At 33.7% G+C, this 8,806-nt stretch carries 9 protein-coding genes and 3 pseudogenes; 6 read left to right on the top strand and 6 right to left on the bottom strand.

What is annotated here, in order from left to right:
* The first annotated feature begins 483 nt into the window (after positions 1–483).
* The 4 genes from N6B01_RS15100 (at position 484) to N6B01_RS15115 (ending at position 2,157) form a co-directional block, all read left to right on the top strand.
* Positions 484–1,074: a helix-turn-helix domain-containing protein gene (locus tag N6B01_RS15100; protein ID WP_262081024.1), complete on the top strand. Its 591-nt coding sequence runs from the start codon at positions 484–486 to the stop codon at positions 1,072–1,074.
* Between the two features lie 72 nt (positions 1,075–1,146).
* Positions 1,147–1,530, top strand: coding sequence for a hypothetical protein (locus N6B01_RS15105; protein ID WP_262081025.1), 384 nt, complete (start codon positions 1,147–1,149; stop codon positions 1,528–1,530).
* A gap of 77 nt (positions 1,531–1,607) precedes the next feature.
* Positions 1,608–1,865 carry a type II toxin-antitoxin system ParD family antitoxin gene (locus N6B01_RS15110; RefSeq protein WP_262081027.1) on the top strand — a complete coding sequence of 86 codons (258 nt, stop codon included), beginning with the start codon at positions 1,608–1,610 and terminating at the stop codon, positions 1,863–1,865.
* A gap of 4 nt (positions 1,866–1,869) precedes the next feature.
* Positions 1,870–2,157: a type II toxin-antitoxin system RelE/ParE family toxin gene (locus N6B01_RS15115; protein WP_262081029.1), complete on the top strand. Its 288-nt coding sequence runs from the start codon at positions 1,870–1,872 to the stop codon at positions 2,155–2,157.
* 205 nt (positions 2,158–2,362) lie between these two features.
* Here N6B01_RS15115 and N6B01_RS15120 read toward each other — a convergent pair.
* The 4 genes and pseudogenes from N6B01_RS15120 to N6B01_RS15135 form a co-directional block, all read right to left on the bottom strand.
* A pseudogene (locus tag N6B01_RS15120) lies at positions 2,363–3,114 on the bottom strand (IS6 family transposase).
* Positions 3,115–3,285: 171 nt separating this feature from the next.
* Positions 3,286–4,434, bottom strand: coding sequence for a UDP-galactopyranose/dTDP-fucopyranose mutase family protein (locus N6B01_RS15125; protein WP_262081030.1), 1,149 nt, complete (start codon positions 4,432–4,434; stop codon positions 3,286–3,288).
* Between the two features lie 4 nt (positions 4,435–4,438).
* Positions 4,439–6,352 carry a DUF4422 domain-containing protein gene (locus tag N6B01_RS15130; RefSeq protein ID WP_262081018.1) on the bottom strand — a complete coding sequence of 638 codons (1,914 nt, stop codon included), beginning with the start codon at positions 6,350–6,352 and terminating at the stop codon, positions 4,439–4,441.
* A 233-nt stretch (positions 6,353–6,585) separates the two neighbouring features.
* Positions 6,586–6,834 (bottom strand): annotated as a pseudogene (locus tag N6B01_RS15135) (integrase core domain-containing protein); the annotation flags it as partial.
* On the opposite strand from N6B01_RS15135, the gene N6B01_RS15140 reads away from it, so the two are divergent.
* Both N6B01_RS15140 and N6B01_RS15145 read left to right on the top strand, forming a co-directional pair.
* On the top strand, positions 6,780–7,094 hold the full coding sequence (locus N6B01_RS15140; protein WP_262081019.1) for a rhamnan synthesis F family protein: 315 nt from the start codon (positions 6,780–6,782) through the stop codon (positions 7,092–7,094). The pseudogene N6B01_RS15135 and the gene N6B01_RS15140 overlap by 55 nt on opposite strands.
* 53 nt (positions 7,095–7,147) lie before the next feature.
* The gene (locus tag N6B01_RS15145) at positions 7,148–8,062 is read left to right on the top strand and encodes an NAD-dependent epimerase/dehydratase family protein (RefSeq protein ID WP_262081020.1); all 915 of its coding nucleotides are present in this window, start codon (positions 7,148–7,150) and stop codon (positions 8,060–8,062) included.
* A 127-nt stretch (positions 8,063–8,189) separates the two neighbouring features.
* Here the strand turns inward: N6B01_RS15145 and N6B01_RS15150 are convergent, their stop codons facing one another.
* Together N6B01_RS15150 and N6B01_RS15155 are read right to left on the bottom strand one after the other, a co-directional pair.
* Positions 8,190–8,324: a hypothetical protein gene (locus tag N6B01_RS15150; RefSeq protein WP_262081022.1), complete on the bottom strand. Its 135-nt coding sequence runs from the start codon at positions 8,322–8,324 to the stop codon at positions 8,190–8,192.
* Between the two features lie 19 nt (positions 8,325–8,343).
* Positions 8,344–8,541, bottom strand: a pseudogene (locus N6B01_RS15155) (IS6 family transposase); the annotation flags it as partial.
* Positions 8,542–8,806 lie beyond the last annotated feature (265 nt).

Below are 8,806 nucleotides of genomic sequence, written 5' to 3' on the forward strand. Positions count from 1 at the left end.
TTTGATCGCTTGTCCTTTGCCGCTTCATCACTCAAGAGCAAAAATCACTTTGCAATAATTTGAACGGTAAAAGAAAAAAGAACCAAAAAAGAAAATTCAATTAAGCAATTAGTTTTTACACAATCAGCCCTTTGGGTCGCTACGCGAATTTAACCACAGGTTCGTTCCTCACCTGATGGATAAATCTGATTATGCAAAATTCTAATTATTTTTTAACGCTCCGACTTGTTTAAAAAAATCGAAACCTACAGCGCTAATTGAAAGGGCGCGGTTTCGATTTTTTGCGCTTCGCCTCGCGTATGCTAAATAGAGTGAGAAAGAGAAGGTATGTAAGCTATTGTTTTTTATAAACCGCTCGCGACAGATTAGTCGCGGCTCGCGACAGATTAGTCGCTTTTCGCGACAATTTTTATTATTTTTTTGTCGTGACAAACGTTATTCGATGGCGTATGGTACGTCAAAATAACCGAGGATATTGACGCAATGAATGACACCTTCAATTTAACAAAAGTAAACATGCGATCACCCAATTATTCTTTTCAAGAAAATCCATTTATGGAACATGGCACTGAAATAAGAACACGACATAAAACAGTTAAGACCAAGGCATCTATGCAAGAATTGGTAGATTCAAGCACAGGTGAACTTGTAGCAATGTCTATGATACACGTCATTGAAGAAAAAGATGAAGAACATTTTGTTAAAGTTTTCGCTGATGGTGTTAAAGCAGCCTTTGAATTAAAAGCGGCCGGAGCAAAAGTTTTTCAATCTGTTTTAGGTGAATACCAACGGGAAAAAATGACGGGAGGCTATGCCGATAGTTTAACTCTATATTGGTTCGGTGATGGCTTAAATGGAAAAAGTATAGGCATATCCGAAAGAACATTTCAAAGAGGACTAAAAGAACTCGTTGAAAAAGGCTTCTTAGCTCATAGAGCTCCAAATCAATTTTGGGTCAATCCAGCTTTATTTTTTAAAGGCGATAGAGTTGCATTTATGAGGGAATATCGATTGAAATCACCGCCCAAAAAATTAAAAAACGATAAGAGCCAAATCGAGTTTGAAGAAATTTAAATAAATTTATTATATTTATTGTGCTTTAATGTCATTGTGACTGTCACAATGATAGTCAGAAGGATTGTCAATATGACAGGTGATTTTGAATTTATGACATATGACGATGCAGCATCGCGTCTAGGAATTGCACAAGCATCGGTAAGAAGGCAGGCTGCTCGAAATAAGTGGCCTAAAAAAAAGAGAAATGATGGTCGCATATCTGTCGGTATACCTGTCGCACGACTATCAATTGACAAGCCTATAGACAGTCATGATGACACCCATGACAAAAGTTATTTAATTCAAGAATTACAACATCGTATTTCTATCTTAGAAATTGAATTATTAAATGAGAAAAAGCTAAACGAAATCACAATAACAGATCGTGACAATTGGAAAACTCAAGCCGACGCATGGCAAGAGCAGGCTCAACATTTACTAACTAAAAAACGACGCTGGTTTTGGCAAAAATAAAATAGCACTATTAATTGATAATAGTTGATAAGACACCATTTTTATGAGATGCTATTCCATAAAAGCGGAGAAGATGAATGATCAGTGCTGATTTAGGAAAACAACTTGAAAATTATGTTCAAAAGCTCGTTGATAACGGCCGATATGGCTCTAAAAGTGAAGTTTTACGCGAGGGCATTAGATTAGTACAGGAAAGAGAAATGCGCTTAGTAATGCTTGATCAAGCAATTAATAAAGGCATTGAAGATGCTGAAGCAGGCAATACCAAATCTGCAAACTCTGTATTTGATGCTTTAGAACAGAAATACCAATTAATGCTTGAAAAGAATAATTGACGGCATGCTTATAGAATTTACCCAAGAAGCCCAAAATGACCTTGGAAAAATTGCCGATTACATAGCGAGTGATAATCCAAAACGTTCATATTCATTTGTTCAAGAAATACGCGCCAAATGTGAGAATATAGCCTCAATACCACTAGGTTTTCCCCTCGTATCGCGATATGAACATTTAAATATTCGTCGCTGTATTTTTGGTAATTACCTCATATTTTACCGCATTAAAGAAGATACTATCTTGATAATACGTATTATTCATGGCGCGAGCGATTACACCAATATTCTTTAAATTATCAAAATTAGCAAATCGTCCTTCACCCTTTAAATAATTTTAAGATTATTTTTTGAGAAAAATAAATAGCAGACTTTCTGCTATTTAATTATCAAAATTAAATTGTCTCAAAAACGTTTGTTATTTATAAACACCATATAAAGATCATTGGCCTTGTCGCAAAGTTTAAATTAAACGCATTTATGCCTTGAACACCTAGTTTTTAGGTATTGTTAACTTGTCTAATTCCCAATATATCGTGTAGCAATTGGTTTTGCTCTAGTGTAGTCTATGCACCTTTTGACCCAAATCCTTTTTCAAGCCAAAACATCGCTTCATAGCCGCTTATCGTTCGCTTGGCCGTCCTTGATGATTGAAAGCCATCATTCCGTGACATTGGCCTTTTAAGCCGAGAATGATCGCTTTCAATGCCTTGTTGTAGTACCATTGGTAGCGTAATGGGTGTGCCTTTTAGAAAGCAAATTATCTTCAGTTAATGACTGCAACGCACAAGAAAAAGCTTTTGCTTTATCTGTTCCAATCTTTGAAGGTTCAAAGAGCCTATCATCTTTAAAAGCTTTTCGGAAAAAGCGAATGGCAGCACCTTTATCTCTCGATGCTGTCAGTAAGAAATCAATGGAAACACCATGTTTATCAATTGCGCGATAGAGATATTTCCATTGGCCTTTAACCTTGATGTAGGTCTCATCAATGCGAACTGAGCCGCAATGGGGTTTTCTGAAATTTCGTAAGCGTTTTTCCATTAATGGCGCATATTTCAATATCCAACGGTTGATTGTGCTATGATCAACCTTGATGCCGCGCTCCAATAATAGCTCTTCAATATCTCTATAGCTTAAACAATAACGCAGATACCAATTGATAGCCTGAATAATGATTCATTGCATCAAAGTGGCAACCTTTAAAATCATTCCTTGCACGATGAAATAATATATTCTTTAATCTTTCTAGCATCCCTGTCTCCCTAAAACAGCAAAGCATAGTCTCAAGTTTTCTTATTTTTTACGTTAACGCAGATTACGAATAATATTTGCGATAAGGCCATTTTTCTTGATAACTTACAATGTGTTAAATACATTTTGAGACTGTACCAAATTAACCAATCTAGTACAGCCCCATTGATAATTAAGTTGGATCATTGAAAAAAACTGGAATTTCAGAATTTTCTTTATCCAGATTCATAAATTTACGTGAAGCACGTAAAGCTTCTCCAACAGAAACATCCATATCAAGATATCTATACGTCCCCAATCTCCCTAAAAATGTAACATTTTTTTCAAAACCTGCTAACTCAATATATTTTGAAAGCATCGTATTTTCTGCAGCTAAACGTATTGGATAATAGGGAATATCATTTTCACCACAATAAGAACTGTATTCGTGAAAAATAATCGTTTTTTCATATACATTATGCGGTGTAAAGTATTTGTGTTCTGTTATCCTTGTAAATGGAAATTTTTCTTCCGGGTAACTCATAACCGCACAGCCCTGGTAATCGCCATTATGTATGCTTTTATCGAAGCGAAGTGTTCTATAACCTAGTCTTCCTTCTTTATGGTAAAACCATGCATCTAGAGGGCCTGTATAAAATATATGGTCATAATCTTTTTTATCTTCTTGGCGAAACTCGCGGTTAAGATATAGATGAATATTCTTATGCTTCAGAAGATTATCTACCATATGGGTATATCCATCACGGGGGATACCTTGATAGTAATGATTATAGTAATTATCGTTATAATTAAATCTAACTGGCAAACGCTTTAGAATAGATGCAGGCAATAAAGATGGATCTATCCCCCATTGCTTTGCCGCATATCCTTTAAAAAAATATTCATAAAATTTTTTACCCAAAAATTTTACAGCTTGATCTTCAAAACTTATAACATTTTCAATTTTTTCCCCTATTTGTTCCAAAAAAATTTTTGCTTCATTAGGGGAAAAGGTCTTATTATAAAATTGATTTATGGTAAGAAGGTTAATCGGAAGGCTATACACTCTTCCTCCTGTTGTTGCTTTAACTTGGCAAATATAGCTCTCAAATTCAGCAAAACTTGTCACAAAGTCCCATACTTCCTTGTCATCCGTATGGAAAATATGAGGGCCATGAACGTGAACAAGAATGCCTGTTTCAGGATCAACTTCTGTGTAACAATTCCCTGCAACGTGATTTCGTTTTTCAAAAACACTCACATGATAGCCATTTGAAGCAAGCTCATGCGCAATTACAGACCCAGTTAGCCCTGCTCCTACAATAAGAATATCTTTCCTCATTTTATCAAAACTCGCTCTTGATATTATATTTAGACATTACTTCTGGATTTATTTTTCTATATTTTTTTATTATAAAAATAATAATATTCCTCCTCATACCCCTAGGAAGGGCTCTCCACAACCTTCTGTAGAAACTTGTCTTTGTATTTTTAGTCCGACTGACTGGGCCAGGAGAGATCGTAGATTTATAGTGTGGCACGGTAGAATTTAATTTATCGAGATACCTGATAAATACAGCTTCATACCAATGTGTTTTACGCAGGTAGAACCAGTAATAAGAACTTAATGGATGTTCTTCATTCAACCATGGTTTACTTAATCCTGCAAAGTGCAATATAGATGGATTTGATATAGAATCTTTATATATCTTAATATCTTCTTTTATTAAAAATCTTTCTGTATCCTCATTTAAAAATACTGAGTTCCATTCATTACTAATTAACAAAACATCTCCTAACAAATTCTTGTTAAGAACATCCTGATCAAGGAACCAATATTTTCTATCAGAAAGATCTTCAACCATTTTAGTAGAATATCTTTTCTCTCTCATTTTCTTCAAATTAAATAGGATAGTTCCTGCCTGGAAATATTCATTATATTTTTCGCCCATATTTAGGTATTGTGAAAGATAAATCTTTGCAGGTATCCCACCGGATTCAGCAATGGATTTAACACCTAGGGCAGTAAATGTTCGCATGATTAGATCTGGGACAGCCGCTACAGATTTTCCCTTCATATCAATGTTATATAATTTAGTGATATCTGAAATAACGATCATGTCAGTATCAAGAAATAAAACACGATCATAGTTAGGCAGAATGTCAGGAAGCAATAAACGGTAGAATGTAGGTTTAGCGAAATAAGAATGTGTTTCTACTCCTAGAAACTGATTAGACATATCTATAAACGTAATACGTCCGTGTTTATTATAAATCTGTGGAATATGCTCTAAAGCTCTTCTGTCTTCATTTCTAATTCCTCCATCCAGAACGATAAAATCTATAAATGCATCTTTATCAGAATTATCAAAAACTGAATGAATAAGGGCAGCTATATGAGGCAGGTAAGCCTGATCAGACGCTGCTACTACAGATGTTACATTCATGTCTGTTACCGGTTTTTCTGGACCAGAAGGCTCAGGGGTTGTGTCGGTAAGTATGACCATAGGTACTTCAGAAAATTTTACATTTGGAGAGGTAGCTCGTTTTTTTAAAATAAAAGTGGTAAATAATCGTTCAGACAAATATCCTATTACACGTTTTTCCTGATCATTATATTCATCAAGATCAATTTCTTTTCTTAACTCTTCTAATATTGGAAAAACCCAATCGCAGTACTCTATAAAAATAGATCGCTTAAAAATAAAAATATTACATGGATAAATAATATTTCCTAATGCCATTTCCTTAAAATAAGCAATGTCGTCAGGATACAAATCTGAAACAACTCTCTCTGCTATTCTAAAATCTTTAATATGATGATAATTTGCATTTTTATAATGTTCTTCTACAGTAGAATCTACTTTGAAAGGATCTGGAAGAACGCCATCTTTGCCTTTCATAAATTTATTTATAAAATTAGAATTAAGGCCAAAATTATTTGTAAAGTTTGTGTCAAACTTATCTACTATAATTCCATGTATCGTTTTATTTGATCTATTAATTTCATGGTGTAAATCCAAAAATCTACGATAATGCATAAATCCGATATAATCGAATTTTGCATCGTTTTTCCAAGCCCAATACAGGGCAGTCATTTCACAATATGATTTATTTAAATTTGAAATATTATCTCCGGTATCATCCCCAATCATATTTAATTTTTTCTTAGAGAGAGACCTTCCGCACTGAATTGGAGTCAATACATCATTTGACAAAATGCGGGTATTAGAAAAATAGCTTACATATATTTTATTCACACTAAATTACCTTAATTCTTACTGAGACCGTTTGTAGAATATGTTTTTTTTGAGATGGCGTAAACCTCAATTCATGAGTTCCTCTTTAAACAGAATCTCTCACCCCCGAGAACACCCCAGTAAAATTGTTGTATTCAAATGCTTTGAGACTATTTTAGTTTAAAAATAAGAGATGATTTTGTCTCATTTTTTTGTTCAGTTATGTCGCTTTTTTGATAAATCAAGCATCGTTTTTATAGAGTTTTGTTTTTAATTATTCTCCTTTGTTCGATGATTTCATTTACTCTGCCAAAATAAACATCAACAAGTGTCATATTATTGAGACTTTCATGATATCTGTGATTGTTATAATAATCGACAGAAGCTTTAATTTGTATTTCTAGGTCTTGCAGAAATAAGTAATTTTTAAGTAAAATACGATATTTCAATGTCTGATGCCATCTTTCAATCTTTCCCTGTGTTTGTGGATATATTGACGCCCCTAAGTTGGATATCATCTTTCCTTCATATCCATATATTGTTGGATGGACAAAAAACAAAAATATTGCTAATTAAGTATAAAAAGCCTTTTAAATTAAAGGTTTTAAAAAATGATATTGAGTTTCAAGTTGATACAATATTTTGGATAAGATCAAATTATTTAAAAGAATTTGTTAATTTGGGTTTTGGTTGGAAAAATTATCCATTAGAACCTATCGAAACTGACGACACAATACTTCATGCTTTAGAACGATTGGTGTGAGCATTTGCACAACACAGAGAGCACTATGCCCTGCCCCATAATGATGGAATTATATGATGAATATCGCTATATTTGGTGGAACTGGTTTTATAGGGAAAAGGGTTGTAAAAAACTTGATAGAAAACAATTATTTTGTCAAGGTCATTAGCCGTAGCTTTAGTAAATCTGATATAAAGCCATCTGAAAACATCCAATATATAACGGCTGATATAGCTCATCTTGAAAATCACCATAATGTTTTTCAAGATGTCGATACTATTGTTTATCTCATTACTACAACAACACCTAAATCATCTTTTGATGATCCGCTATATGATATTGAAACAAATCTTATATCTTTTATCAAACTTCTCAAATTGTGTAAGGACTATCCTATTAAACGGTTTATTTTTGCCTCTTCTGGTGGAACTGTTTATGGCTTGCCAAAATACAATCCTATTGATGAAGAGCATCCAACAAATCCTTTTGTTTCCTATGGTATCGTCAAACTAGCTATGGAAAAATATCTTCTTTCATATGCAAATTTATATGGTTTTAAACCAACAATCATGCGCATATCAAACCCTTATGGTGAGGGGCAAAAATCACAAGGTAGTCAAGGGGTTATTAGATCTTTTATCAATAATATATGCATTGATCAGCCTATAGAAATATGGGGCGACGGCCTCGCCAAAAGAGATTTTTTACATGTTGAAGATGTGGCCAACGCTTTTGTTAAAGCTTTGGAGTATAAAGGTGATGAAGTCATATTTAATATTTCATCTGGCCAAGAAACTTCAATTAATAATATCATCGAAATATTACGTGATGTTGTTCATAAAGATTTTATTGTGAACTATAATGAAGCGCGTTTTTTTGATGTTAAAATAAATGTTTTATCTGCCCAAAAAGCTGAAAAAAAACTGCATTGGAAAACATCTATTGACTTACAAACTGGTATCAAAAGAATGTATGATCACTATTCATAATGTGTAAATACTAATTCATTTAGTTATTAGGAAAACATAAATTATATAATATGCACACATCATTTAAAGTCATTAAATTTTACAAATTCATTCCTCGACTTCAAAGAGGAATGCAAGACTTGATATTTCAATCAAACCACGTTTGCCTGAAACAATCTGCATCATAACCTTTATCGGTAATGAGTTCTTGCGTATCAGACAGATCTGTTACATGTGACAGGGGAAAATAAGGTGATATGCGCGCCATTTGATCTTCACTCATTGGCTACCTCCATAAAACCAATGTAAACAGAACCACAATGAGGTTTTCTAAAATTTTGCAATCTTTTTTCCATTAATGGTGCATATTTTAATATTCAACGGTTGATTATACTATGATCGACCTTGATGCCGCGTTTCAATAACAGCTCTTCAATATCCCGATAGCTTAAACAATAGCTAAAATACCAGTTGATGGCCTGAATAATGATCATTGCGTCTTTGGCTTTCCTGCACGATATAACAAGCTTTGATATTCCATTTTTGTAGCGCTGTTCACGCATTGGCGACATGAAAATGTCAACTGCTCCAGAGCCTTTTTCGTCCGTGTCATAGCGCAAAAACAATTTCTGCGTTTTTTTGAATAACAATTAAAATAAATTACCGCTTAATTTCAATTTTAAAGCCCTTGAAGCGCAAAAACGTTTAAAACCATAAAGGAAATACAAAAAACAAATAAAACACTTCCACGCCTCTTATTTTCGA

Source organism: Bartonella sp. HY406 (assembly GCF_025449315.1).
Lineage (GTDB): Bacteria > Pseudomonadota > Alphaproteobacteria > Rhizobiales > Rhizobiaceae > HY038.